The organism is Amycolatopsis sp. 505, assembly GCF_031625235.1.
Taxonomy (GTDB): domain Bacteria; phylum Actinomycetota; class Actinomycetes; order Mycobacteriales; family Pseudonocardiaceae; genus Amycolatopsis.
The window spans coordinates 185,462-209,995 of sequence record NZ_JACKQP010000013.1 but is presented as its reverse complement, the minus strand read 5'-3'; the positions used below and the strand labels follow the sequence as shown (position 1 = coordinate 209,995).

The 24,534-nt window shown below is 72.3% G+C and carries 20 protein-coding genes; 12 read left to right on the top strand and 8 right to left on the bottom strand.

From position 1 onward, the window contains the following. Positions 1–48: 48 nt before the first annotated feature. A complete protein-coding gene (locus H5965_RS39820; protein ID WP_310976235.1) occupies positions 49–1,494 on the bottom strand; it encodes a DUF1996 domain-containing protein in 1,446 nt (481 codons plus the stop codon). Between the two features lie 239 nt (positions 1,495–1,733). Between H5965_RS39820 and H5965_RS39815 the strand changes: the two genes are divergently transcribed. Further along, the gene (locus tag H5965_RS39815; RefSeq protein ID WP_310976234.1) at positions 1,734–2,567 is read left to right on the top strand and encodes a substrate-binding domain-containing protein; all 834 of its coding nucleotides are present in this window, start codon (positions 1,734–1,736) and stop codon (positions 2,565–2,567) included. Positions 2,568–2,582: 15 nt separating this feature from the next. On the opposite strand, the gene H5965_RS39810 is transcribed toward H5965_RS39815, so the two are convergent. The 3 genes from H5965_RS39810 to H5965_RS39800 all read right to left on the bottom strand — a co-directional run bounded on the left by H5965_RS39810 (position 2,583) and on the right by H5965_RS39800 (position 6,808). Further along, complete coding sequence (locus H5965_RS39810; RefSeq protein WP_310976233.1) at positions 2,583–3,806, bottom strand: cytochrome P450; 1,224 nt, start codon at positions 3,804–3,806, stop codon at positions 2,583–2,585. Between the two features lie 136 nt (positions 3,807–3,942). Then, positions 3,943–5,892, bottom strand: coding sequence for a glycerol kinase GlpK (gene glpK, locus H5965_RS39805; protein WP_310976232.1), 1,950 nt, complete (start codon positions 5,890–5,892; stop codon positions 3,943–3,945). 163 nt (positions 5,893–6,055) lie between these two features. Beyond that, positions 6,056–6,808: an IclR family transcriptional regulator gene (locus H5965_RS39800; protein WP_310976231.1), complete on the bottom strand. Its 753-nt coding sequence runs from the start codon at positions 6,806–6,808 to the stop codon at positions 6,056–6,058. A gap of 154 nt (positions 6,809–6,962) precedes the next feature. Here H5965_RS39800 and H5965_RS39795 point away from each other — a divergent pair, with 154 nt between their 5' ends. From H5965_RS39795 to H5965_RS39780, 4 genes are read left to right on the top strand one after another with little or no spacing between them, the layout of a single operon-like run. Further along, complete coding sequence (locus H5965_RS39795; RefSeq protein WP_310976230.1) at positions 6,963–7,784, top strand: MIP/aquaporin family protein; 822 nt, start codon at positions 6,963–6,965, stop codon at positions 7,782–7,784. Positions 7,785–7,798: 14 nt separating this feature from the next. Next, positions 7,799–9,313 carry a glycerol kinase GlpK gene (glpK, locus tag H5965_RS39790; protein WP_310976229.1) on the top strand — a complete coding sequence of 505 codons (1,515 nt, stop codon included), beginning with the start codon at positions 7,799–7,801 and terminating at the stop codon, positions 9,311–9,313. A 2-nt stretch (positions 9,314–9,315) separates the two neighbouring features. Continuing rightward, positions 9,316–11,019: a glycerol-3-phosphate dehydrogenase gene (gene glpD, locus H5965_RS39785; RefSeq protein ID WP_310976228.1), complete on the top strand. Its 1,704-nt coding sequence runs from the start codon at positions 9,316–9,318 to the stop codon at positions 11,017–11,019. Between the two features lie 59 nt (positions 11,020–11,078). Continuing rightward, entirely contained in the window at positions 11,079–12,170 is a 1,092-nt protein-coding gene (locus H5965_RS39780; protein ID WP_310976227.1) for a hypothetical protein, read from the top strand. Here the strand turns inward: H5965_RS39780 and H5965_RS39775 are convergent. Next, positions 12,154–13,020, bottom strand: coding sequence for an aminoglycoside phosphotransferase family protein (locus tag H5965_RS39775; protein WP_310976226.1), 867 nt, complete (start codon positions 13,018–13,020; stop codon positions 12,154–12,156). The two genes, H5965_RS39780 and H5965_RS39775, sit on opposite strands and share 17 nt — an antisense overlap. 97 nt (positions 13,021–13,117) lie before the next feature. On the opposite strand from H5965_RS39775, the gene argG reads away from it, so the two are divergent. Beyond that, the gene (gene argG, locus H5965_RS39770; RefSeq protein ID WP_310976225.1) at positions 13,118–14,563 is read left to right on the top strand and encodes an argininosuccinate synthase; all 1,446 of its coding nucleotides are present in this window, start codon (positions 13,118–13,120) and stop codon (positions 14,561–14,563) included. Between the two features lie 51 nt (positions 14,564–14,614). Here argG and H5965_RS39765 read toward each other — a convergent pair whose 3' ends face one another. Both H5965_RS39765 and H5965_RS39760 read right to left on the bottom strand, forming a co-directional pair. Then, positions 14,615–15,622, bottom strand: coding sequence for a medium chain dehydrogenase/reductase family protein (locus tag H5965_RS39765; protein ID WP_310976224.1), 1,008 nt, complete (start codon positions 15,620–15,622; stop codon positions 14,615–14,617). A gap of 81 nt (positions 15,623–15,703) precedes the next feature. Beyond that, entirely contained in the window at positions 15,704–16,261 is a 558-nt protein-coding gene (locus H5965_RS39760) for a TetR/AcrR family transcriptional regulator (protein WP_310976223.1), read from the bottom strand. Positions 16,262–16,434: 173 nt separating this feature from the next. Here H5965_RS39760 and H5965_RS39755 point away from each other — a divergent pair, with 173 nt between their 5' ends. After that, positions 16,435–19,200 carry a BTAD domain-containing putative transcriptional regulator gene (locus H5965_RS39755; protein WP_310976222.1) on the top strand — a complete coding sequence of 922 codons (2,766 nt, stop codon included), beginning with the start codon at positions 16,435–16,437 and terminating at the stop codon, positions 19,198–19,200. A gap of 199 nt (positions 19,201–19,399) precedes the next feature. On the opposite strand, the gene H5965_RS39750 is transcribed toward H5965_RS39755, so the two are convergent. Continuing rightward, the gene (locus H5965_RS39750; protein WP_310976221.1) at positions 19,400–19,906 is read right to left on the bottom strand and encodes a hypothetical protein; all 507 of its coding nucleotides are present in this window, start codon (positions 19,904–19,906) and stop codon (positions 19,400–19,402) included. A gap of 221 nt (positions 19,907–20,127) precedes the next feature. Between H5965_RS39750 and H5965_RS39745 the strand changes: the two genes are divergently transcribed. The 5 genes from H5965_RS39745 (at position 20,128) to H5965_RS39725 (ending at position 24,502) form a co-directional block, all read left to right on the top strand. Beyond that, positions 20,128–20,697: a DUF6801 domain-containing protein gene (locus tag H5965_RS39745; protein ID WP_310976220.1), complete on the top strand. Its 570-nt coding sequence runs from the start codon at positions 20,128–20,130 to the stop codon at positions 20,695–20,697. A gap of 201 nt (positions 20,698–20,898) precedes the next feature. Beyond that, a complete protein-coding gene (locus H5965_RS39740) occupies positions 20,899–21,477 on the top strand; it encodes a papain-like cysteine protease family protein (protein WP_310976219.1) in 579 nt (192 codons plus the stop codon). Next, a complete protein-coding gene (locus H5965_RS39735) occupies positions 21,474–22,238 on the top strand; it encodes a hypothetical protein (RefSeq protein ID WP_310976218.1) in 765 nt (254 codons plus the stop codon). The genes H5965_RS39740 and H5965_RS39735 overlap by 4 nt, the downstream gene beginning before the upstream one ends. 81 nt (positions 22,239–22,319) lie before the next feature. Beyond that, on the top strand, positions 22,320–23,357 hold the full coding sequence (locus tag H5965_RS39730) for an Lrp/AsnC family transcriptional regulator (protein WP_310976217.1): 1,038 nt from the start codon (positions 22,320–22,322) through the stop codon (positions 23,355–23,357). Positions 23,358–23,386: 29 nt separating this feature from the next. Continuing rightward, on the top strand, positions 23,387–24,502 hold the full coding sequence (locus tag H5965_RS39725; RefSeq protein WP_310976216.1) for a serine hydrolase domain-containing protein: 1,116 nt from the start codon (positions 23,387–23,389) through the stop codon (positions 24,500–24,502). The last annotated feature ends 32 nt before the right edge of the window (positions 24,503–24,534 follow it).

Here is a 24,534-nt window from a genome sequence, read left to right as displayed (position 1 = left end):
AGGGTCGACACGAGGGCCGCGCCGGGTTCCGGCGCGGCCCTCGCCGGCTCACTGGTTGCAGCGCTTGCCGGTGTTGATGCAGTTGACGACCTGGTTCATCAGGCGCTGGCCCATGACGTTGGCGAAGTCGTCGTGGTCCGAGCGGGGGTTGTGCTTCTCCTGCGCGAAGGCGTCCACTTTGTACTGGCCCTTGACCTGGATGTCGTGCGGGATGTTGTAGACCAGCTTGATCACCAGCTGGGGCACGTTCTGGAAACCCTGGGGGCACTTGCCCTGCTGGTCGGCGAACACGATGTGCGTGCGGTGGTTGGCGCTGTCGATGTTCTTGCCGTCCCAGCAGTTCGGGAAGGCGTGGATCCGCTCGACCTTGCTGTTCTGCGGGCAGATCGGGTAGTGGTCGGTGAGCCGGTCCTCGAAGCCGGTGCAGGTCCAGCTCGGCCGGGCGTTGGCCGGGCCGTTGGTGCTCTGCTTGGCGTCGCCGTACAGGATGCGGAGGAACTGCGGCATCGCGACGACCTTCTTCGCGCCGCCGCTGGTGAACGTGATCGTCGCCGACTGGACGCGCTGGATCTCGCCGTCGTTGTCGCCGACCTCGTTCTTGTCGTTGACGCCCGGCAGCTCGCCCGCCTGGCCGCCCGAGTTCTGGCCGCCGTTGTCGAGGCCGCCCTTGCCGTTCTGCTTGAGCACGCACTGCGCGAGCCCGCCGAGGTTGGCCGGCTTCGCGGCCCGGCGGCCGATCGCGATGGCGATCCGGTCGATGGTGGCCGCGCGCTTGTCCTTGAGCGGCCCGACGACGGCGTTCTGGATGTCCTGCGGGGTCTTGAGGTCGCCGTTCGCGATCCGCTTGTTCGCCTCGTCGATCTGCTTGTCGAGCAGGTCGAGGTTGCGGTTCACCTCGTCCATGGCCTGGTCCGGGACGTCCGGCAGCTTGCTCGCGACGTCCGGGCAGTCGACCTGCGCGCTCGCCTTGTCCTTGGCGCTGCCGGCCCGGTCGGGCTGCGTGGCGGGTGGGTTCTTCTCGGCGTCCCCGGTGTCGATGCGGACCACGGGCCAGAAGTAGGCGGACTTGTCGCCGTTCTTGCAGGTCGTGCCGGCCTTCGAGAGGCTCTTGTTGTTCGAGTCGGCGTTGGTGGAGAGGTTGCCGACGTAGTCGTGCAGGTGCTGGGCACCGTTCTTGATCCCCGGCTGGGCGATGAAGTTGTCCGGGTTGAAGTGCTGGTTCTCGTTGCGGCCGCAGTCCACCGTGAACGTGCCGCGCGCGCCCTTCTGCTGCAGCGCCTTGTTCACGTTGATGCCCGAGGGGACCTTCGCGATGTCGATGAAGAACGACGGGTCGGCCTCGTCGGCGCTGGCCTCACCGGTGCGGCCGGCGGTGGTCGCGACGACGATGCCGCCGACGGCCAGCGCGAGAGCCAGGCCGCCGGTCGCGATCTTCGTGCGGCGGGTGATGCGATGTCTGCCCGTGGCGGGGGTGCGGGAGTTATTCCGGGCCATGTTCACCTCGTTCGGTTGTCCGGGCACGCCGAAACACGCCTGCGTACCCGGTCTGGAGACGCGCGGAACCCGGGGAGTGAGCATCGGGCGCGGGTATCGGGGGAACCCGCCCGGTGTCACTGGTTCCGGCATTGGGGGGAACGGCCGCCGCCGGGGACCGGTTCAGCCCGTTACCTTTTCGTTATTTATGGAAGGTGAACAAAGTTCACGTATGATCTTGTGATCGCTAACATCACCTCATGCCCGTGGACGACGCAGGTCCTGACGGTCCGCTCCGCGCGCGGCCCCTTCGGCGCCGGGGCACGCTCGGGGTGATCGCCACCGGCTCGTCGGCCTCGGGGCCGGTGCTGCACGGCCTCCGCGAGGCCGCCCGCGAGCAGGAGTACGTGCTCAGCGTCTTCAGCGTGTCGAGCCGGAGCAGCGCGGCGGTGCTGGCGGCGGTGGCCGGCCTCCAGCTGCAGGGAGTCGCCGGGATCGTGGTGCTCGACGGGCACCTGCTGGCCGAGCTGGCCCCGGTCGCCGGCATCCCGTTGGTCCCGGCGGCGTCGACCGACCAGTACGCGGGCGCGCGCCAGGCGACCGAGCACCTCCTCGAACTCGGCCACCCGACGGTCTGGCACCTCGGCGGCCCGGAGGAGGGCCCGGTGGCCCGCGCCCGTGAACGCGGCTGGCGCGAGACGCTGGAACGTCACGGAGCCGAGGTCCCGCCCGTGGTCCGCGGCGACTGGTCGGCCCGCTCGGGCTTCCGCGCGGGCCAGTCCCTGGCGGTCGAATCGGGTGTGGGCGCGGTGTTTTCGGCGAACGACCACATGGCACTGGGGCTCCTGGCGGCCTTCGCGGAGGCGGGCATGCAAGTTCCGCGAGACGCCCACGTGGTCGGCTTCGACGACGTCCCCGAGGCGGCGTACTTCGCACCCCCGCTGACCACGGTCCGCCAGGACTACCTGGCGGCGGGCCGCCGCACCCTGGCCACGATGGCGGCCCGCCTCGACGGAGTCGCGCTTCCGGCCTGGGGAACGGTCGAGGCCGAGCTGGTGGTGCGCGAGAGCAGCCGCTGCCTCAAGGGCGCGTAGGTTCCGGCCCGGAAGTCACCGGGTCAGTGGCAGGGACGCCATCCCGCGCAGCGCCGGGTTGGGACGGCGCGTCACTTCGCCGCCGATCCGCAGCGTCGGAAACCGCTTTCCCAGCTGTTCGAGCAGCACGGTCATTTCGAGCCGCGCCAAGGCCGCGCCGAGGCAGAGGTGCAGGCCGTGCCCGAAGAACAGCCCACGGCCGCCGTCCCGGGTGATGTCGAAGCGGTCCGGGTCGGCGAACCGCGCGGGGTCCCGGTTCGCCGACCCCGAGAGCAGCACGATCACATCGCCCTCGGGAACCTCGCGGCCGTCGAGCACCGCCGGCCGGGCGGCCGCGCGCTGGGTCACCTGGGCGGCCCCGTCCCACCGCAGGATCTCCTCGGCCGCGCCGGCCGCCAGTCCCGGATCGCCGGTGAGCAGGGCGAACTGGTCCGGATGGGTCAGCAGCGCGTGAATCCCGTTGCCGAGCGCGCCCGCGGTCGTCTCGTAGCCGCCGCCGAACAACACGAGCAGCGAGTTGAGCACCTCTTCGCCGGACATCAGCTCCTCGCCGGCGGCGGGCCTGGCCAGCAGCGCGGACGTCAGATCGTCGCGCGGCTCCGCCCGCCGCCGTGCGATCAGTTCCGTGAAATAGGCGTGGTATTCGACGGCGGCCGCGTCGACCGCGGCGCGCAGCTCCGGCGACATCGCGGGGTCGACCTGCTTGCCGATCAGGTCGGTGACGCGGCGCAGCCGGTCGTGGTCGGTTTCGGGCACGCCGACCAGATCGCCGATCACCGCCATCCCCAGCGGGTAGAGGACGGTGCCGACGAACTCCGCCGCGGCCCCGCCGGCGGTGGCGTCGGCGAAGCGGTCGAGCACCCGGTCGGTGGCCCGGCGGACGGAAGGCTCCAGCGCCTGGACGCGCCGGACGGTGAAGTCGCGGACCAGCAGCCGGCGTTCGCGGGTGTGGTCCGGCGGGTTCTTCCACGGCAGCAGATCGGCCAGCAACGCCATCGCCGGGTTGTCCCGCCAGCCCGGCGTGTGCCGGTCGCGCCACCCGGCGTCGAGGACGCGGAAGGTCTCGCCGTCGGCGAGCACCTGCTGGCAGTCGGCGAACCGGCTGAGCACCCAGCCGCCGAAGACCTCGCTGCGGAAGACCGGCGTCTCTTCGCGGAGCTTCGCGTAGACGGGGTACGGATCGGCGAGCCCGGCCGGGCTGGACAGGGACAGCAGGGCTTGGTCGGCGGCTGCGGACACGAGTGCTCCCTCCGGTGGCGGAAAGCGGTCCCCGCAGTCTTCTCCCGATGCCCCGGCCGGGCAATGTCCGGCAGCCGGGTCGCCGACGGAGCCAGGTCGCCGACCGGCCACCATTCGGCGGACCGCCGGTGTGGCACTACAGCTTCAGGCGGTCACCGAGCCCGCGGACGTGGTCCGCCCGGCCGCAGTCGAGGTCCTGCTGGCGGCGGCGTTCCGCGACGAACGCGCGGCCCAGCCCCGTCCGGTCCGAAGTGGACATACTGCGGCGCAGGTCGTTCAGCAGCCCGCGTTCCTCGCCGCGGACGTGCGCGTCGACGACGTTCTCCAGCCGCAGCAACGCCTTCTCGAAGTCGTCGCCGTCCAGGACGGCCAGGAGGTCGTCGGCGAAGGGAGAGCCCGGCTCGCCCGGGCGGACGATCCGCTCGGTCGCCGTCGCGTGCGCGACCAGGAGGGCCGACAGCTCCGCCACCAGGGCCGACCGGTCGGCTTCGGTGTTGCGCAGGTCGCGCAGCAGCTGCTCGAACCGGCGGTGGTCGGCCAGCAGCACCTCGACCAGGTCCGAACCCGGTGCCGCCGCGGCCGGGGCCGGGCGCATCCAGCCGAACGTCAGCTCCACCGCCTGGCGCCAGTGCGCGTATTCGGAGTCGCGGCGGGCCGGGTCCATCGCCGGCAGCCACTGGCCCGCCCGGTGCCAGTTGCGCCGCAGCCCCTCCAGGTCCGGCCAGTACCCGACGGACAACCCCGCCGCATAGGCCGCGCCGAGCGACACCGTCTCCGCCACCATCGGGCGCACCACCGGCACGTCGAGCACGTCGGCGATGAACTGCATCAGCAGGTTGTCCGCGGTCATCCCGCCGTCGACCTTCAACGTCGAGAGCGCCAGCCCGGAGTCGGCGTTCATCGCGTCGACGACCTCGCGGGTCTGCCAGCCGGTCGCCTCCAGCACCGCCCGCGCGAGGTGGCCCTTGGTGATGTACGACGTCAGCCCGGCGATGACGCCGCGTGCCTCGCTGTGCCAGTGCGGCGCGAACAGGCCGGAGAACGCGGGCACGATGTAGCAGCCGCCGTTGTCGTCGACCGTCCGGGCGAGGGTCTCGATCTCGGGCGCGCTGCCGATCAGCTCCAGGCCGTCGCGGAACCACTGCACCAGCGACCCGGTGACGGCGATCGACCCTTCGAGCGCGTACACCGCGGGCTCGTCGCCGATCTTGAAGCCGACCGTGGTGAGCATGCCGTGGGTGGACAGGACCGGGGTCGGGCCGGTGTTGAGCAGCAGGAAGCTGCCGGTGCCGTAGGTGCACTTCGCCTCGCCCGGCGCGAAGCACGTCTGGCCGAACAGCGCCGCCTGCTGGTCACCCAGTGCGGCGGCGATGCGGATGCCGGGGACCACGCGGGACGTCGTGCCGTAGACCTCGGTCGACGAACGGATCTCCGGCAGCATCGCGCGCGGGACGTCGAAGAACTCGAGGAGCTCGTCGTCCCAGTTGAGGGTGCGCAGGTTCATCAGCATGGTCCGCGAGGCGTTGGTGACGTCGGTGACGTGCACGCCGCCCTCGGCGCCGCCGGTGAGGTTCCAGATCAGCCAGCTCTCGATGGTGCCGAAGAGGACGTCCCCGCGTTCGGCGCGCTCGCGCAGGCCGGGGGTGCGTTCGAGCAGCCAGCGGATGCGGGGAGCGGAGAAGTACGTGGCGAGGGGGAGGCCGCACAGCTGCCGCACCCGGTCGGCGCCGGGTTCGCGGGCGAGCTGTTCGAGCATGGCGTCGGTCCGGGTGTCCTGCCAGACGATCGCCCGCCCGACCGGGTTGCCGGTGCGCCGGTCCCACAGGACGGTGGTCTCGCGCTGGTTGGCGATCCCGAGCCCGACGACCTGCTCGGCGGTCGCGCCGGCGTCGGCGAGGGCCTGCGGGACGATCCGCGAGAGGTTCCGCCAGATCTCGGTGGCGTCGTGCTCGACCCACCCGGGCCGCGGGAAGTGCTGCTGGTGCTCCCGCTGCACGACGGAGACGAGCCGGCCGCGCGCGTCGAACAGGATGCACCGGGTGGAGGTGGTGCCCTGGTCGATGGACATCACGTACCGCTGGACCATGGTCCTCCCTTCGCCACCGGGACGCGCCCGCGCGCCGGCCGGTTCGGAGGTCGCGAATGACTCATTCGAGACCTCCGACGTCCCGAGTGAGTCATTCGCGACACCGGTGCGGCGCCCGGCCGGATGGCCGGGGAGCGGCGAGACGGGGGCACGAGCACCTCCTTCACCACCGGGACGCGCCCAGGTCCCGCGAGACCGCCCGGGCCGCGTCGCGGACCTGCGTCAGCAGCCTCGGGCTCGGGGCGCCGTCGGGCTCGCAGATCCGCTCCACCGCACCCGACACCCCGATCGCGCCGACCACGATGCCGCCGTGGCCGCGGATCGGGGCCGCGATCCCGGCCTCACCCGAGATCATCTCGCCGTTCTCCGCCGCCCAGCCCGCCTCCCGTACCTTCGCACACGCCCGCTTGATCGCCGTTTGGGTGACCAGCGTGCGGCGCGTGTACGGCTCCGGGACCGCCTTCAGCGTCGTGTCGTAGGCCAGCAGCACCTTGCCCAGCGCGGTCGCGTGCAGCGGCAGCAAGGTGCCGACGTCGAGGGTCTGCAAGCTGTCGTCCGGGCGGAACACGTGGTGCACGACCAGCACCCGGCCCTCCAGCGGTGCCCCGATCCGGACGGCCTCGCCGCTGCGGGCGGCCAGTGCGTCGGCCCAGTTGATCGCCCGGGACCGCAGCTCGTTGACGTCAAGGTAGCTCGTGCCCAGGTGCAGCAGGGCCGCGCCGAGCTGGTACTTGCCCGTGTCGCGGTCCTGCTCGACGAAGCCGACGCCCTGCAGCGTGCGCAGGATGCCGTGCGCGGTGCCCTTCGCCAGCTCGAGGGACTCGGCGATCTCGCCGACGCCCAGACGGCCCGAGCCGCGCGCCAGCAACCGCAGGATCGCGGCGGCGCGCTCGATGGACTGGATCGGACCGGGCACGGCGCGACCCTAACCCGACCGGCCCCGATTCGACAATGTCGAACATCCACTTCGGCCGTTCGACAATGCCGACCGGCGTCCGTTGACCGGCCTGACACGCGAACTTAACTTTCATCCACCAATAGGGGGACAAGGTCCTTTGTGGAGGAAAGCAATGGTGCGAAGCCTCAAGGCCCGCGGGCTCGCCGGCGAGATGGCCGCCGAGTTCGTGGGGACGATGATCCTCATCCTGTTCGGGTGTGGCGTGGTGGCGCAGGTCGTCGCCGCGGGCATCGGGGACCACGACAGCATCGCCTGGGCCTGGGGCCTCGGCGTCACCCTGGGTGTCTACGTCGCTTCGCGGATCAGCGGCGCCCACCTGAACCCGGCCGTGACCGTCGCCCTCGCGGTGTTCAAGGGCTTCGAGTGGCGCAAGGTCGCCCCCTACGCGCTGGCCCAGACCGCCGGCGCGTTCCTGGCTGCGATGCTGGTGCGCTGGAACTACACCGAGGTCCTCAACGCGAAGGACCCCGGCCTGACCATCAAGACCCAGGGCGTGTTCTCCACCCTGCCCGGCAACGGCACGCTGCCCGTCGGTGACTGGGCCGCCTTCCGCGACCAGATCATCGGCACCGCGATCCTCGTCCTGGTGATCTTCGCGATCACCGACCTGCGCAACACCTCGCCCGGCGCGAACCTCGCCCCGGTCGTGGTCGGCTTCCTCGTCGTCGCCATCGGCATGGCCTGGGGCACCAACGCCGGCTACGCGATCAACCCCGCCCGCGACTTCGGCCCGCGCCTGGCCTCCTGGCTGACCGGCTACGACACGGCGTTCACGGACCAATACGGCTTCCCGTACTGGTGGATCCCGATCGTGGCGCCGGTGCTCGGCGCGATCATCGGCGGCGCGATCTACAAGTACCTGATCGAGCGCCACCTCCCGGCCGGCGACCCGCTGGACGCCATGCCCGCCAAGGACCTCGAGCCCGCCAACTGAGTAGGAGCACGACCATGCCGGACTTCGTCGGTGCCGTGGACCAGGGCACGACCAGCACCCGCTTCATGATCTTCGACCACGGCGGCAACGAGATCGCCCGCCACCAGCTCGAACACGAGCAGATCCTGCCCAAGCCGGGCTGGGTCGAGCACGACGCCACCGAGATCTGGGAACGCACCCGCTCGGTCATCGCCACCGCGCTCAACAAGGCCGACCTGAGCGTCACCGACCTGGCCGCGCTCGGCATCACCAACCAGCGCGAGACCACCGTCGTCTGGAACCGCCGCACCGGCCGCCCGTACGGCAACGCCATCGTCTGGCAGGACACCCGCACCGACCGGATCGCCTCCGCGCTCGAGCGCGAGGGCAAGGGTGACATCATCCGCCGCAAGGCCGGCCTGCCGCCCGCCACCTACTTCTCCGGCGGCAAGCTGCAGTGGATCCTCGAGAACATCCCGGGCGTGCGCGAGGACGCCGAGAAGGGTGACGCCCTGTTCGGCACCACCGACTCGTGGCTGATCTGGAACCTCACCGGCGGCCCGGACGGAGGCGTGCACGTCACCGACCCGACCAACGCCTCCCGCACCATGCTGATGGACCTCGAAACGCTCGACTGGGACGACGAGCTCCTGTCGTTCTTCACCGTCCCGCGGCAGATGCTCCCGGCGATCCGGCCGTCGTCGAACCCGGGCTTCGGCACCACCCGCGCGGACGGCCCGCTCGGCGGCGAGGTCGCCATCACCGGCGTCCTCGGCGACCAGCAGGCCGCCACCGTCGGCCAGGTCTGCTTCCGGCCCGGCGAGGCCAAGAACACCTACGGCACCGGCAACTTCCTGCTGCTCAACACCGGCCAGGAGCTGGTGCGGTCCCAGCACGGCCTGCTGACGACGCTGTGCTACCAGTTCGGCGACGACAAGCCGGTCTACGCCCTCGAAGGCTCGATCGCCGTCACCGGGTCGGCCGTGCAGTGGCTGCGCGACCAGCTGGGCATCATCAGCGGCGCGGCCCAGAGCGAGAGCCTGGCCCGCCAGGTCGAGGACAACGGCGGCGTCTACTTCGTCCCGGCGTTCTCCGGCCTGTTCGCCCCCTACTGGCGCTCCGACGCCCGCGGCGCGATCGTCGGCCTCACCCGCGCCACGACCAACGCCCACATCGCGCGGGCCACCCTGGAAGCGATCTGCTACCAGACCCGCGACGTCGTCGAGGCCATGCAAAACGACTCCGGCGTCACCCTCGACGTGCTCCGGGTGGACGGTGGCGTCACCGCCAACGAGCTGTGCATGCAGCTGCAGGCGGACATCCTCGGCGTGCCGGTGTCGAAGCCGGTCGTCGCCGAGACCACCGCGCTGGGTGCGGCGTACGCGGCCGGGCTGGCGGTCGGCTTCTGGAAGTCGACCGACGAGCTCGAGCAGAACTGGAACGAGGACAAGCGCTGGACGCCGTCGTGGAGCGACGAGCAGCGCGCCGAGGGCTACGCGGGCTGGCAGAAGGCCGTCGGCCGCACGCTCGACTGGGTCGACGTGCAGTGACGATGAGGAGGAACACCGTGACCCCGCTATCGCCGCAGTACCGGGCGGAAACCCTGCGGAAGCTGGTCAACGAAGAGGTCGACGTGCTCGTCGTCGGCGGGGGAGTCACCGGGGCCGGCGTCGCGCTCGACGCCGCGTCCCGGGGGCTGTCGACCGCGCTGGTCGAGGCCCGCGACTTCGCCGCCGGCACGTCCAGCCGGTCGTCCAAGCTGATCCACGGCGGCCTGCGCTACCTCGAGCAGCTGGACTTCAAGCTGGTGCGCGAGGCGCTCAAGGAACGCGGCCTGCTGCTGCAGAAGCTGGCCCCGCACCTGGTGCGGCCGGTGAAGTTCCTGGTCCCGCTGCAGCACCGGGTGTGGGAGCGCGGCTACATCGGCGCCGGCGTCACGCTGTACGACACCCTCGGCGGCGCCCGCGCGCTGCCGAGGCACCGGCACCTGTCCAAGCGGGGCGCCTTCAAGGTGGCCCCGGCGCTCGCGGACGACGCGCTGATCGGGGCGATCCAGTACTACGACGCCCAGGTCGACGACGCCCGCCACACGATGACGATCGCGCGGACCGCGGCCGAGCAGGGCGCTTCGGTGCTCACGCGGACTCGCGTCACTTCGCTCCTCCGCGACGGCGAGCGGGTCGTCGGCGCGAAGGTGGTCGACCGCGAGAGCGGCGTCGAGTTCGAGATCCGCGCTCGCACCGTCGTGGCGGCCACCGGCGTCTGGAGCGACGACATGGCGGAGGCGGCCGGGATCCCGGCGCCGTTCACCGTGCGGGCGTCGAAGGGCATCCACCTCGTGGTGCCGCGGGAGAAGATCGACCTCGACACCGGGCTGATCCTGCGCACCGAGAAGAGCGTGCTGTTCGTCATCCCGTGGGGCCGCCACTGGATCGTCGGCACCACCGACACCGAGTGGGACCTCGACCGCGAGCACCCGGCGGCGAGCCGCGCGGACGTCGACTACGTGCTCGAACACCTCAACGCCGTCCTGCGCACCCCCGTGACGCACGACGACATCGAGGGCGTCTACGCCGGACTTCGCCCGCTGCTGGCGGCGAAGGCCGCCGCGACGACGAAGCTGTCGCGCGAGCACGCGGTGGCGCACCCGGTGCCGGGCCTGGTCATCGTGGCCGGCGGCAAGTACACGACGTACCGGGTGATGGCTGCGGACGCGGTCGACGTCGCGGTCGAGGAGCTCGGCCGCCCGGCCCCGCCGTCCTGGACCGACCGGCTCCCGATCGCCGGCGCCGAGGGCTACCACGAGCTGTGGGAGGACCGGTCCGGCGTCGCCGCGAAGTCGGGCCTGTCGCTGACCCGCGTCGAGCACCTGATGCAGCGGTACGGCACGCGGATCTGGAACCTCATTTCGCTCATCGAGGAAGACCCTGCGCTCGCGGAGCCGATCACGGAGGGCTCGGAGTACCTCCGCGTGGAGGCGGTGTACGCGGTCTCCCACGAGGGGGCGCTGCACCTGGAGGACGTCCTGACGCGGCGGACGCGCATCTCGATCGAGGAGCGCGACCGGGGTATCGCGGCGGCGCCCGTCGTCGCGGAGCTGATCGCCCCGCTGCTCGGCTGGGACGCCCCGAAGCGCGAACGCGAGGTGGCGAACTACCTCGCGCGCGTCGAGGCGGAGCGCTCGGCCCAGGAAGCCCCGGACGACGCGGCGGCGAACGCCACCCGCCTCGCGGCTCCGGCGCTGCTGCCGAGCTAAACCGGTCACCGCCGCCGCGCGTGGACACCCCGGAACCACCTGACGGGGAGGAGCAGGGGATGTTCAGAGGTGTTCTCGCGACGGCGGCGGTGGCGCTGGTGCTCACCGCCGTTCCGGCGAGCGCGGACCAGCCGGGCGGCCCGATCGACCTGGGCACGCTGCCCGGCGGCCTGACCAGCGACGGGCGCTTCGTGTCGAACGCCGGAACGGTGTTCGGGACGGCGTACGACAAGACGTTCAACCAGCGCGGGGCCCGGTGGGACGCGGCCGGCCGGATCACCGAGTTGCCGCCGCTGCCGGGCTACGCGGCGGTCGACCCCGTCGCGCTCGGCGAGGACGGGGTGGCGGTCGGGAACTCGATGGCGGCCAACGGGTGGCTGGGGCGGGCCACGCTCTGGGGCGCGTCCGGCGTACCGGTGGACCTGCCGCCGGTGCCCGGCTTTCCGGGCTACGCGAACTCCAGCGTGGCCGCGATCAACGTCCACGGCGTCGCCGTCGGGTATTCCTACGGTGCTCCGGGGCCGGACACGGCCGTCAAGTGGGACACGACCCGGGGCACGGTCACGGCCCTCGGCTTCGGCCGTCCCTCCGCGATCAACGGCGCGGGCGCGGTGATCGGCGGGGCGAAGTACTGGGACCCGGCGGGGAACGTCGTCCCGCTGGAAGGTGGCGGCACCGCCACCGATCTCGACGACGCGGGCACGGCCGTCGGTTCGAGCGGCTTCCACGCCGCGAAGTGGGATGCGGCGGGACACCTCACGGTGCTCGACACCACCTGGAAGTTCAGTTCGGCGGCCGAAATCGGCGCGGACGGAACGATCTACGGCGAAGTGGTGGGGGAGGACGGCAAGAGCCGACCCGCCCGCTGGGACCCGGCCGGGCGGCTCACCGTGTTCCCGGCCGCCGGCGACGCCCGGACCTGGTTCACCACCGCCAACGACAGCGGCAGCGCGCTCGTGGAGACCAGCCCGGGCGGGTTCGTCGTCTGGGGTCCCGGTGGCCGGGTCACTCCGCTGCCGTTGCCCGCCGAGGGCGCTTATTGCCGTGCCGCGGACCTCAACGACCGGGGCGCGGTCACGGGCGAATGCTCGGTTCCGGAGCAGAACTCGCACGCCGTGCGGTGGGACCTGCCGGTCATCGGGAACCGGTGAGCGCGCCCAGCTCGGCGAGCACGTACCGGGCGTTGGCCGAGATGACCGGGTTGGTGTGCCGGTAGTACGGCAGCTGGATCACGGCCATCGACAACGCCCGGCCCCGGCCGCGGGCCCAGGTCGCGTCGTCGGGGGCCACGGCGTCGCGGAAGCTCTCGCGCCCGGACGCCGTCAGCAGGCCCCACGCCGGGATCAGATCGATCGCCGGGTCGCCGAGGCCCGCGGTGGCCCAGTCGAGGACGCCGGTCAGGCGGCCGTCGCGCAGCAGGAGGTTGCTCGGCATCAGGTCGCCGTGCACCCAGCGCGGCGGACCGGTCCACTGTGGAGCGCCGAGCGCCTCGGCCCACACCGCGAGCGCCGCCTCCGGATCGAACGGCTCGTCGGTCCGGCTCAGCTCGTCGATCGCCCGGCGGGTGGCCGTGTCCACTTCGGACAGCGGCCTCCCGCGGTGGGCCGGGGGACCGTCCGCGGTGTTCGCCCGCAGGGCGAGAACGAACTCCGCCAGGCCGTGGGCCGTGCGGCCTTCGAGCGCCGGGGAGCCGTCGAGCCAGCTGTGCACCGCCCACGGCCACGGGTACCCCTCGGCGGGCTCACCGACCGCGACGACGGCCGGGACCGCCACCGGCAGCTCGCCCAGTGCGCCGAGGGCCTCGCGTTCCTTCGCGATGTCGCCGGCGCCACCGGCGGTGAGAGGGAGCCGGACGGTCAGCTCGGCCCCGAGGCGGTACACGGCGTTGACCGTGCCGCCGGAGGCCAGGGGAGTGAGGGGCAGCCCGGCCCACCGGGGGAACTGCCCGGCGACGAGCCGCCGGACCAGGCCGGTGTCAATGGTGTGCTGATCGGCGTGCATCGGCATGCTCCCACCGAACCACCCTGGTCAACGGGGTTTTCGTGACCACGAGCACCCCGGATTGCACGACGATGCATAGGCGTGCATAATCATTCGCATGTCCAAGGTGCTCACTTCCCTGCCCGTCGGCGAGCGTGTCGGTATCGCCTTCTCCGGTGGCCTCGACACTTCCGTAGCGGTCGCGTGGATGCGCGACAAAGGCGCGGTCCCCTGCACCTACACCGCCGACATCGGCCAGTACGACGAGCCCGACATCGAGTCGGTGCCCGGCCGGGCCGGCCAGTACGGCGCCGAGATCGCCCGGCTGGTCGACTGCAAGGAAGCACTGGTCGAAGAGGGGCTCGCGGCCCTGACCTGCGGTGCGTTCCACATCCGCACCGGTGGCCGCAGCTACTTCAACACCACGCCGCTCGGCCGCGCCGTCACCGGCACGCTGCTGGTGCGCGCGATGCTCGAGGACGACGTCCAGATCTGGGGCGACGGCTCCACCTACAAGGGCAACGACATCGAGCGGTTCTACCGCTACGGCCTGCTGGCCAACCCCTCCCTGCGCGTCTACAAGCCGTGGCTCGACGCGGACTTCGTCACCGAGCTCGGCGGCCGCAAGGAGATGTCCGAGTGGCTGCTCGCGCACGACCTGCCCTACCGCGACAGCACCGAGAAGGCCTACTCGACCGACGCCAACATCTGGGGCGCCACGCACGAGGCCAAATCCCTCGAGCACCTGGACACCGGCATCGAGATCGTCAAGCCGATCATGGGCGTGGCTTTCTGGGACCCCGAGGTCGAGATCCCCGCCGAGGACGTCACCATCGGCTTCGAGCAGGGCCGCCCGATGACGATCAACGGCAAGGAGTTCGCTTCCGCCGTCGACCTGGTCCTGGAGGCCAACGCCATCGGCGGCCGGCACGGCCTGGGGATGTCCGACCAGATCGAGAACCGGATCATCGAGGCCAAGAGCCGCGGCATCTACGAGGCCCCCGGTATGGCGCTGCTGCACGCCGCCTACGAGCGGCTCGTCAACGCCATCCACAACGAGGACACCCTCGCCAGCTACCACAACGAGGGCCGCCGCCTCGGCCGCCTGATGTACGAGGGCCGCTGGCTGGACCCGCAGGCGATGATGCTCCGCGAGTCGCTGCAGCGCTGGGTCGGCACCGCGATCACCGGCGAGGTGACGCTGCGGCTGCGGCGCGGCGAGGACTACTCGATCCTCGACACGACCGGCCCGGCATTCAGCTACCACCCGGACAAGCTGTCGATGGAGCGGACCGAGGACTCGGCGTTCGGCCCGGTCGACCGGATCGGCCAGCTGACCATGCGCAACCTCGACATCGCCGACTCGCGGGCCAAGCTGGAGCAGTACGCGAGCCTCGGCATGGTCGGCGGCTCGAACCCGAAGCTGATCGGCGCCGCCCAGGCCGCGTCGACCGGCCTGATCGGCGCGATGCCCGAGGGTGGCGCCGAGGTGATCGCCTCGCGCGGCAAGACCGATGACGTCGAGCTGCTCGACAGCGCCGCGATGGAGTTCGGCACGGACTGATCACCCACGACCCGAAGGCCACCACGCTCGCCGTGGTGGCCTTCGGTGCGTTCAGGGGACGAGCACGACCTTGCCGGTCACCGTGCCGGATTCGGCCAGCGCCAGCGCTTTCGCGGCTTCGGTCAGGGGAATCCGCGCGGCCACCTGGGCCTGGAGCTTCCCCCGGACGGCCAGGTCGAAGACGGCGGTCAGGTCTTCGGCCAGGCGGGCGCGGAACCGCGCGAGGTTCCGCTTGCCGCCCCAGACGTTGTAGAAGTGCGCGCGGCGGCGGTTCGGCAGCGCGGTCCACCACAGCAGGCGGGCCAACAGCTTCAGCACCGGCAGCCGCGAGTTGCCCGGCTGGTCCTTGGTGGCCGCGCTGCCGTAGGCGACCAGCGTCCCGCCCGGGGCGAGCAGCCGGAACGAGTCGGCAATGCCGGGCCCGCCGACGTGGTCGAACACCGCGTCGACGCCCGCCGGGGCCAGCTTGCGCACCTCGGCGGGCACGTCGCCGCGGTAGTCGACGGCGGTCGCGCCGAGCGCGGTCACCACGCCGGCGTTGCGGGCCGAGGCGGTGCCGATCACCTCGATCCCGGCCGCGCGGGCCAGCTGCACCAGCGTCGTGCCGACGCCGCCGCTCGCGCCGTGCACCAGGATCGTCGACCCGGCCGGGACCTTCGCGATCCGGTGCAGCATCTGCCACGCGGTGATGCCGTTGACGACGAACGTCTCCGCCTCGGCCGCGTCGAGCCCGTCCGGCACGGGGACCAGGTCGGCGGCGGGCAGGACGAGGTGGGTGCGCCAGCCGCCGATCTTGGTCAGCGCGGCGACGCGCCTGCCGGCCAGGGCCGGGTCGGCGGCTTCGAGCACGGTGCCGACCACGTCGTAGCCGGGCACGAACGGGAACGGCGGCTGGTCGAAGTACTTGCCCCGGCGCATTTGCTGCTCGGCGAAGGAGACGCCGGTCGCTTCGACGCGGACGAGGGCTTCGCCGGCGCCGGGCCGGGGGAGCGCACGGTGTTCGACGCGCAGGCCGTCCGGCTCGACGATGCCGGGGAGGACGATTTCGGTGACGGTCATGGGAGCTTCCTTCCGGATGGTGAGTGACTGATCAATCACTCGATGGGTGAGAAAAAAAGGGCCCTGGTCAGGGCCGGGTTTTCAGTGGCGGATACCGGCGGACAAGACGGCGGCCCACGCGCCGGCGCGCTCGTCCAGGTCGAGGGTGGCGACCAGGTGGCAGAGCTGGCCGTAGGCGATGAACCGCTGCACCTCGTCGTCGGCCGCGCCGGAGCGCGAGCGGGCGAACTCGGTCACCTTGGCCAGCCCGCGGCGGACGGCGTCGGCGATCTCGGGGGTGTCGGCGGCCGACTGGGCGTGCACCTGCAGCATCAGCAGGTTCCGGTCGGCGATCAGTTCGGCGTACGCGCCGCCCATTTCGTAGAGGATCTTCCCCGGGTCGGCGTCCTCGACGCGGGCGGCGCCGTTGGAGAGCGCGTGCACGACGAGTTCGTAACACCGATCCAGCGCGGCGACGAACAGGGAAACCTTGCCGGGGAACAACTTGAAGACGTACGCGGGCGAGATGTCGGCGCGGGCGGCCACCGCGCTGATCGGCGTGCTGTGGTAGCCGCCGCGGGCGAACTCGGCGATGGCCGCGTCGACGACGGCGTCCCGCCGGGCGTCGGAGGTGGAGAGGGTGGCACCGCGTTTCGTCATGTGAGTGACTGTACACTCACTCTCGCTCGGCGCGCAACTCTCCGGCAATCGAGTGACGTTCACCGTCTCGGCGTCTCGGATGTTCGCGAATTCCCCACGGGCAGCGCCGCCGTCCGGTTACAGTCCGGCTTCGAGGTTCCGCCTGGGGGCGGCCGCGGGAACGGGAGCGCGCGATGGGGCCTGAAGTGCGGTTTCACCTGCTCGGACCACTGACCGTGACGGTCGGCGGGCAGCCGCTGTCGCTCGGCGGAGCGAAGCAGCGGGTGCTGCTCGCGCACCTGGTGCTCAACGCGAACCGGACGGTCTCGCCCGGGCAGCTGGTCGACACCTTGTGGCCGCACGATCCGCCGACGTCGGCCACCGCCAACCTGCAGACCTACGTGTGGCGGCTGCGCCGGCTGCTGCCCGACGGCATCGTCGTGCGCACCCGCGACCCGGGTTACTCCCTGGAGGTCGACCCCGCTGACGTCGACGCCCACCGGTTCGCCCGGCTCGTCGCCGACGCCGCCCGCGCGGCCAAGGACGGCTCGCCCGAAACGGCGCTGACGCTGCTGGCCGACGCCGAAGCGCTGTGGCGCGGCGACCCCTTGGAAGACCTGCCGACCGCGCCCGCCTGGGACGCCGAGCTCGGCCGGCTCGTCGAGAACCGGCTGGCCGCGGTCGAGGAGCGGCTGGCGCTGCAGGTCCGGCTGGGCCGGCACGACCCGGCGATCGCCGAGCTCACCGTGCTGCTGGCCGAGCACCCGTACCGCGAACGGCTCTGGCAGCAGTACCTGCTGGCACTCACCGGCGCGGGCCGCCGGGCCGAGGCGCTGCAGGCGTACGCGACGGCGCGCGAACGGCTCGTCACCGAACTCGGCGTCGAACCGGGGCCGGAACTGCGGGCCCTGCAGGCGGCCATCCTCACCGGCGAGCCGCTGCCCGGCCCCGCGCCGGTGGCGCCGGTGCGGCAGCTGCCCGCCGACCTGGCGGACTTCACCGGCCGCGAGGAGTACGTCCGCGAAGTGTCCGCCGCGCTCGGACCGGCGCCGGTCGTGCTGACCGGCGCGCCCGGCACCGGCAAGACGGCGCTGGCGATGCACGTCGCCCACGGCCTCGCGGACCGCTTCCCGGACGGCCAGCTCTACGTCGACCTGGCGGGCACGGGCGCGCCGCGCGACCCGGCCGAGGTGCTCGCCGACTTCCTGCACGCACTGGGCGTCACCGGGAACACCGTGCCGGCCGGACTCGGCCAGCGGGCGGCGCTGTTCCGTTCACGCCTGGCCGGGCGTCGCATGCTGCTGGTGCTCGACGACGCGGCGACCGCCGGGCAGGTCCGTCCGCTGCTGCCCGCCGACCACGGGTGTGCGGTCTTGGTGACGACCCGCGGCCGGCTGCCCGAGCTGGCGGGCGCGAAGCACGTCGAGCTGCCCGTGTTCGGCGAGCGGGAGGCCGCGCAGCTGCTGGCCGAGCTGGCCGGGCCCGACCGGGTGGTCGGCGAGCCGGCCGAAGCGGCGGCGATCGTGCGGTGCTGCGGGTACCTGCCGCTGGCGATCCGCATCGCGGGCGCGCGGCTGGCCGGGCGTCAGGCGTGGAGCCTGCGCACGCTGCACGACCGCCTGGCCGACGAGTCGAGCCGGCTGAGCGAGCTGCGCGTCGGCGACCTCGGTGTCCGGCCGAGTTTCGAGCTGAGCCTGCGTCAGCTGCCGCCGGCCGCGCGGACGGCGTTCGGCCGGTCGGCGGTGCTGGGCGCGCAGGACTTCCCGAGCTGGGTGGTCGACGCGCTGCTGGACCGCGCGGGCACGCACGACGTCCTCGACGTGCTCGTCGACGCGAACCTGGTGTCGCTGACCGGGCAGGATGCGAGCGGGCACCCGCGGTACCGTCTGCACGACCTGCTGCGCTGCTACGCGAGCGAACTGCTGGCGGAGGAACCCCTTCCGGCCCGCCGCGAGACGCTCACCCGTGTCCTGTCGGTGCTTTTGGCGCTGGCGAAAACGGCGTCGGCGGCCCTGCCACCGGCGTTCGGCGCGATGACCGGCCCCGCTGTCGCTGCCGGCGCTGTCCCGGCTCGTTTGGTGAGCGACCCGCTGGCGTGGTTCACGGCGGAGCGCAAACTGCTCGCGGCGGCGGTCCAGCTCGCGGCGGACGCGGGGTTGGCCGAACTGTCCTGGCAGCTGACGGCGGCGGCGGTCCCGTTCTACGACCTCCGCGGCGCGTACGACGACTGGCGACGCAGTCATGCGACGGCCTTGGCGGCCGTGGAGGCGGCGGACGACCGCAGGGGAGCGGCGGTACTCCGCCGAGGCCTCGGCCAGGTCCGCCTGTACCACGACGAATACGAGGCGGCGGCGAAGGACATGCGGCGTTCGGCGGAGCTGTTCGCCGAGCTGGGCGACGTCCGTGGCGAGGCGTTGGCGGTGGCGGGCCTCGGTACGGTGGCCCGGGTCCGCGACCGCCCGCGTGAGGCACTGGACTTCTACCGGCGCGCGCTGTCCGGCTTGGAGCGGGCGGACGATCGCAGCGGCGTCGCCCAGATGCGCAATTCGATCGGGTCGACGTATGCGTTGCTGGGGGCGTTCGAGGAGGCGGAAACGTGGCTGCACCGAGCGCGTGAACTGGCGCGCGAGATCGAGGACGCCCACCGCGAGGCGAAGGTCTTGACGGAACTGGGCACGCTGCACCGCGACACGGGCCGGCTCCCGGAGTCGTTGACGTGCTTGAGGTTGGCGTTGAGCATCCTGGAGGAGCTGGACGACGAGAGGTGCAGCGCGTACGCGTTGCTGGGGATCGGCCAGACGTTGCTGGAGTCGGGCGAGCCGATCCAGGCCCGCGGGGTGTGCGACCGGGCGTTGCGGGTGTTCCGCGAGACGGGCAACCACCAGGGCGAGACAACGGGCCTGGCGTTGCTGGAGCAGGTCCAGCGCCGGAGAGCCCCCTCGGCGGCGGCCCGCACCTGAGCCCGCTCCGCTCGTGATCCGGCTCGAACTCGCGTGATCGAGCCCAGAACTCACGTGACCGGCACCCGAACTCACGTGATCCGGCGCGCGTCTCGCGTGATTCGGGAGGCATCTCGCGTGATTGGAGGGGCATCACTCGTGATTGGAGGGTCGACACGGTGAGGCGGCGGCGCGCCAGCGCCGCCGCCGACCCCGGACCTCAGTTGCTGTTGCCGGGCTTCCAGCCGAGGTAGTTGGCGAAGTAGCCCTGGCGGGCGTGGCCGATGGCGCCGTTGACGCTCGTCGCCCAGACTCCGCCGCTTCCGTCGGCGATGCCGACGTGGCCGTAGGCCGAAATGTTCCAGAACACGAACGCTCCGCGCGGCGGGGTGCCGGTCGTGTGACGGGCGCCGTCGGACGACCGCCAGTGGTCGATCGCGCTCGCGTGGTGGGTCACGCGGTCCCACGCCAGGCGGACCGCCTTCTCGCAGTAGCCCTGGTACGCGGTGCTGCCGTTGCGGCTGGAGAACCAGGCGATCGCCTGGTTCGCGGTCCGCGCCGCGGCGAGGTCGGCCGCCGAGTCGGTGATCACCGCGCCCGGGTCGGCGATGTCGGCGGCGGTCACCTCCGCGTAGACCTCCGACGGGGCGACGGCGGCCGAAGCGACGGTCGCGCCGCCGAAGAGCAGGGCGGCCGAGAGCGCGGCCGCCTGGCAGATCATGCGCATGGTTTCTCCCTCAGTAGGCCGGGCGGGCGGCCCGGCGAGGAGAACCCTGCGCCCCGCCGCTACACCGGCTCTACACCGCCGCTCTCGCGCGGGCGAATGACAAGAACCGCGACGGCGAAGACCGACGCCCATGACAAATTTCCCCGCAACCGAAAACAGTCGTGGCCGGTTGGGAAGTTTTCCACCTAGTATCCGAAGCCCGACGAGGAAAGGACGCACCAATGCGGAAAACCCGTGGAATCGGCGTTGCCGCGCTGCTGGCCGCCGCGCTCGCCATTGTTTCCGCCGGACCGGCCGCGGCCGCCGAAAAGCCGCTCACCTACCGGGGCGGGTTCCCGTTGATCGGTGACCAGCAGGTCGCCGTGGTGGTCAAGGCCGACATCCCGGCGGCCACGACCGCGGGCAGCACGATCTCGGTGCCGTTCAGCCTCGACGTCGACGCCGGTCAGGCCGCCGGCGACGGCCTCCGCCTGGTCGGCGCCACCCAGCTCTCCGGCTCGATCAAGTCCCAGGTGAACGTCGCGGTCGGCGGCCAGTCCGTCGCGATCCCGGTCGAGTTGCCGATCCCCGGGACGCCGGTGCCCGCCGAAGGCAGCCTGAAGTTCACCGCGGTCGGGCAGGTCGACTTCACCGTCCCGGCCGGCACCCCGGCCGGGGAGGCGACCAGCAGCGTCGACGCCGCCGCGAGCACGCACGTCGTCACCGACAGCAGCCTCGGCGAGTTCGACGTCGCCCTGACGCTCGACCCGCCGGACCAGGACGCCGTTCTCGGCACGACGACCGTGTCCTGACCGGGTCGCGAAGCAGGGGCCGCCGGAATCCGTCCGGCGGCCCCGAGCCGATGCCGGAATCCGGCGTCCCGGAACTGCCGGGATCCGCCCGAATCGTTTCCCCTCAACGCAATCCTCCCTTGGTAGGTACCGGATCACCGTGCCGGGCGCGGAGTATTCCGTGCCACCACGTCGAATCGTCACCGGCTGGAGGAGCACTTCGTGAAAACCACCTCACGAGTCCTGTGTGGACTCGCCGCGCTCTCGGTCGCGGCCGGCACGCTGCAGGCGCCGGCCGCCGCGGCCGCGGCCCGGACCGATCTCGGGATCACCATGCAGGCCCAGCAGAAAGACCAGTGGTGCTGGGACGCCAGCGGCAACACCATCGCCGCCTTCTGGGGATACTCCCTGACCCAGACCCGGTTCTGCCAGATCGCGCACAACGAGTCCGGCAGCGACTGCGCCAACAACCAGGGCTACCTGTCCGACCAGCAGCGCGTGTTCCGCTACCTCGGCTTCACGAACGTCGGGTCGTACAACTCGAGCGGCCAGACGCTTTCCTTCACCGGCGTCAAAAACCAGATCGACGCCGGAAAACCGGTCGGCACGCGCATCGGCTGGCGGTCCGGCGGCGGCCACATGCACGTGCTCTACGGATATGACAATTCCGGCGGCGCCACCCGCGTCGAATACGGCGACCCGTGGCCGAACAACAGCCGCTACAACTCGATGAACTACGACACCTACCGCTCGAACAACCAGTTCCAGTGGACCCACACGCTGTACGGGATCGAGGGATGAGCATGCTGCGGAAAGCGATGGGCGTGGCCGTGCTGGCCGGCGCCGCGATGCTCACCACGGACGCCGCCGCGAGCGCGGCGAGCGGGCCCGAGGGCGCGCCGACCGCCGCCGACACCGCCGCCATCGGGCGGGTCACCGGCGGCCCGGACACCCTCGGCCGCCTCGCCGAGACGAAGTTCCCCGGCAGCCACGCGGCGACGGTGGCGCGGCAGAGCGCCGACCCGCGCACGCAGGTCCCGGTCTACGAGCCGACCGCGGCGTTCGTCGCCGGGAAGTCGGACGTCCCCGCCGCACTCGCCTACGTGGCGGTCCCGGCGAAGACCGGTGACGGCACCCCCGCGACCGTCTGGGCGGAGCGCCAAGGCCCGGCCTGGACCGTCGTCAACGTCGCGTCCGGCGACTACGAGCGGCAGTACGCCCAGGCCGCGGCCGGCGGCTACCTCCTGCACGAACCGCAGGTCAACGCCTGGTACGCGGTGCACGGCGACGCCGTGACCGTCCTGGAGGGCTCGGTCACCGGCCTCGCCGCGGGCACGAAGCTGTCCCTGGCCGACTACCGCGCCGCGCTGCACCGGCGGTACGCGGACAAGCTGCCGGGCTCGGCCTACGACCGCGACGGCGCGGGCGGCGGCTACGGCGGCCGGGAACGCGCGGTGCCCGCCGCCGACCCCGGTGACGTCCCCGCGCTGCCGTTCGTGCTCGGCGGCGTCCTCGTGCTGGCCGCGGGTGCGGCCGCGGTGCCGCGGTTGCGGCGGCGGTAGGACGACGGGAGGACGACGAGGGGCCGCCGGAGGAGTCCGGCGGCCCCTTGGCAGCCGGTCATGATCAGGTCACAATGCGCCATGCCCGTTTCGCCCGGTGCGCCGCCGGAAGCGGCGCGCCCGGGGTTGAGCGCGTCGGACCTCGCGCTGGTGGAGGCGCTGCAGCGTGACCCGCGGGCGCCGTGGACCCGCATCGCCGCCGCCGTCGGCACCGACGCGACGACGGCCGCCCGCCGCTGGGAACGGCTGCAGACCGCCGGGCTGGCCTGGCTCACCGCCTACTCGACGCCGCCGACGACCACCGTCGGCTACGTCGACCTCGTCTGCCGCCCGGACGCGCTGAGCGCGTTGACGCGCGAGCTCTGCGGCTGGCCGTCGGTGTTCAGCGTCGAGCGCACCACCAGCCGGTTCGCGTTGTTCCTCGGCCTCGCCGCCCGCGACCTCGACGCGCTGGACGCGCTGGTCACCGGCCGCATCGGCACCCTGCCCGGGGTGCGGGAGGTCCGGTTCGCCGTCGCCACCCGCGTCTACCGCGAGGGCAGCGGCTGGCTGGTCGACGCGCTCGCCCCGGAGCAGCGGGCGGTGCTGGACGACACCGCCGTGCAGGCCCGGCTGGTCGTCCCGCAGCAGTGGAACGACCGGGACCTGCGCGCACTGGTCGAGTCCCTGGGAGAGGACGGGCGGCGCAGCTACGCCGTGCTGGCCCGCGACTGCGGGATGAGCGAGTCGGCGGTGCGGCGCACCCTCGCCCGGATGCTGCGCAACCACGAACTGGACTTCCGCTGCGACCTCGCGCACGTCCCGGCCGGCTGGCCGGTGATCGCGGGCTACCGCCTCGACGTCCACCCGACGGAGCTCGACCGCGCCGGCACGGCGATCGCGCAGCTGCCGGAGACCCGGCTGTCGGCCGCGGTGGTGGGGGAGGGCAACCTCGTCGTCTCGGCGTGGCTGCGGGTGCCGGCCGACTGCACCGCCTACGAGACGCGGCTGGCGGAAGCCGCGCCCGGGGCGCGCGTTCTCGACCGCGCGATCACGCTGCGGATGCCGAAGCGGATGGGCCGCCTGCTCAGCCCGCACGGCCTCGCCGGCACCCACCAGGCGATCATCCCGGCCCGCTGAACCAGGGTCGGACCGACCTGGGGAGGATCATGAGCCTGCGCGAAACCCTGCAACGCCACGTCGACGCCGGCACGCTGCCCGGCGCGGTGGCCATCGTGGACACCGGCGCCCGGCGGGAGGTCGTGGCCGTCGGCTCGGTCGACGTCGAGGGCAGCCGCCCGATGGCCGAGGACACGCTGTTCCGCATCGCCTCCATCACCAAGCCGATCACCGCGGCCGCGCTGCTGGTGCTGGTGGACGACGGCATCCTCGCCCTCGACGACCCGATCGGCCGCTGGCTGCCCGAGCTGGCCGAACCGAAGGTCGTGCGCACCCCGTCGAGCCCGCTCGACGACGTCGTCCCGGCGAAGCGGCCGATCACCGTGTTCGACGTGCTCACCGGCCAGGCCGGCTGGGGCTTCCCGTCGGACTTCACGCTCCCGGCCGTGCAGGCGCTGTTCCCGGTGCAGGGCGACGGCCGCGAGGTGCAGAGCTTCCCCGAACCCGACGTCTGGCTCGCGCGGCTCGCCGAAGTCCCCCTGGCCTACCAGCCGGGGGAATCCTGGTTGTACGACACGTGTTCGGTGCTCCAGGGCCTGCTCGTCGCCCGCGCGTCCGGGCGGTCCTTCCCGGAGTTCCTCGCCGAACGGATCTTCGCCCCGCTGGGCATGACCGACACGGGTTTCGTGGCCGAGCCCGGCCGGTCCACCGCCTTCTCCAAGAACACCGCCGGCGGGCTGGTGCTCGCCGATCCGCCGGACGGGCAGTGGCGCACGATGCCCGCGCTGCCGCTCGGCAGCGGCGGCCTCGCCGGGACGGCGGGGGACTGGCTCGCGTTCGGCCGGATGCTGCTGGGCGGAGACGCGGGCGTGCTCACCCCCGAGGCCGTCCGGTTGATGACGACCGACCACACCACCCCGGCGCACCGCGAGATCGGCGCGTTCTTCCTCGGAGGCCAGGGCTGGGGGATGGGCGGCTCGGTGGACATCGCCGCCACCGAGCCGTGGCACGTCCCGGGCCGGTACGGGTGGGTCGGCGGCACCGGCACCACGGCGCACGTCGTCCCCGCCACCGGCACCGTGGCCGTCCTGCTCACCCAGGTCGGCGAGGACAACCCTGTGCCGCCCGGCTGGATGCGCGACTTCTGGCGCGCGGCGGCCGCGTAGGGTCGGAAGCGATCCAGTACGGCGGAAGGACA